The sequence below is a fragment of the Frankia sp. AiPs1 genome, assembly GCF_023716945.1.
Lineage (GTDB): Bacteria > Actinomycetota > Actinomycetes > Frankiales > Frankiaceae > Frankia.
Window position 1 is genome coordinate 1 of the sequence record NZ_JAMQQF010001000.1, and the last position, 1,130, is coordinate 1,130.

Consider the following 1,130-nt stretch of genomic DNA (forward strand, 5'->3'; position numbering starts at 1 on the left):
ACCGATATAATAAAATTTTTTTGCTTGTACGCATCCTGAATATTGTTTTACAGTCATGACGTGCGGTGGGGGCCCCCCCCGACCCCGCGGCCACGGTCGCGCCGGGCGCCCCGCTCGCTTCGCTCACCCCGGCGGTCATGCGGCGCTCGTCTCCGGTCGCCCGGCGAGGCTGCGGGCGGCGACGACCGCCTTCTGCCATCCCGGCAGCGCCAGCCGGCGGTCCAGCACGGCGGCCGGTTCGTTCTTGATCCGCCGATTGAGCCGCAGGTAGATGCCGGCCATCGCACCGCAGCAGGCCGCGCTGCGCCGGTCGAGCAGGTCGAGCAGCACCATGCCGCGGTCGTACCACTCCTCGGCCCGCTGCGCCGAGGAACGCAGGTATCCCAGCAGTGCCGTCGGCGGCCCGCCGAGACGACCGCTGGCGTCCACGGCGAGCTCGATCCCGGCGGCCTTGAGCTCCTGCGCCGGCAGGTAGATGCGCCCGCCGAGCAGGTCCTCCCGGACGTCGCGAAGGATGTTCGTCTGCTGCAGGGCCACGCCGAGGGCGTCGGCGATGGCCGGGGCGGAGCGGTCGGAGGCCGCCTGCTCGGTACCGAAGATGCCCAGCGAGAGCCGACCGATCGTGCCGGCGACGAGCCGGCAGTAGCCGACCATGTCGTCGAACGTGTCGTACGTGGTGCCGTGCACGTCACTCTCGACGCCGTCGGCAAGTTCGATGAACGCTTCCAGCGGAATCGGGAAGCGCCGGGCGGCGTCGTCGAGGGCGACGTACATCGGGTCGGAGCTGCCCGCGCCCAGGTTGTGGACCTCGGCCCGGACCTGGGCCAGGCCGGCGAGCTTCTCCTCGGCCGGCAGGTCCCCGTCGCCGAGGTCGTCCAGGTGCCGGGCCAGCGCGTAGACGGCGCTGAGCGCCCCGCGTTTCTCCGGGGGCAGCAGCCGGATGCCGTACGAGAAGTTCCGCGCCGCCTCCTTCGTCAACGCCTCGCAGGCGGCGTACGCCTCGGCGACGGTCGGTCGGCTCACCGGGTTCGGCACCGGGCTGGTCATCGACCCTCCTCCGAGGCTCGCCGGGCCGCAACGCCGGTCGCGCTGGTCGCGGTCGCGACCGCCGCGGCGGTGCGGGCCGCTGC

Annotated in this window: 1 protein-coding gene; it reads right to left on the reverse strand. The window is 72.1% G+C overall.

The features are described from left to right. Positions 1-135: 135 nt before the first annotated feature. Positions 136-1,047, reverse strand: a complete 912-nt coding sequence (gene hpnD, locus ND748_RS32455) for a presqualene diphosphate synthase HpnD (protein ID WP_251750080.1) — start codon at positions 1,045-1,047, stop codon at positions 136-138. Positions 1,048-1,130 lie beyond the last annotated feature (83 nt).